The sequence below is a fragment of the Ligilactobacillus apodemi DSM 16634 = JCM 16172 genome (assembly GCF_001434405.1).
GTDB classification, from domain to species: domain Bacteria; phylum Bacillota; class Bacilli; order Lactobacillales; family Lactobacillaceae; genus Ligilactobacillus; species Ligilactobacillus apodemi.
On sequence record NZ_AZFT01000032.1, the window covers coordinates 1 to 271 of the forward strand.

The window sequence follows — 271 nt, forward strand, 5'->3', positions numbered from 1 at the left end:
ATGATCACAAGTGCTATCGCCTTGATCGTGATAGCTGGATTAATTGCTTGGTGGGTGATGAAGTAATGGCATTATCACAGACAGAACGGAATAAACGCTGGCAAGCTAAGAACAAAGAAAAGGCTGCCTATATGCGCAAGCGATCGGTAGCAAGGACATTTATCACGAAGTATGGCAAGTATGAAGATCTATTAGAACTTAAAGAACTGCTTGATAAGAGACTATCAGAATAAACCGTTGCTTTTCCGCTGGAAATCCGCTGTAAAACCGT

1 protein-coding gene is annotated in these 271 nt (G+C 41.7%); it reads left to right on the top strand.

Annotated features, from left to right (window positions below; genetic code table 11):
• Positions 1-233 (top strand): hypothetical protein (locus FC32_RS10770; RefSeq protein ID WP_056957255.1); only part of this gene is annotated, 233 nt, incomplete at its 5' end.
• Positions 234-271 lie beyond the last annotated feature (38 nt).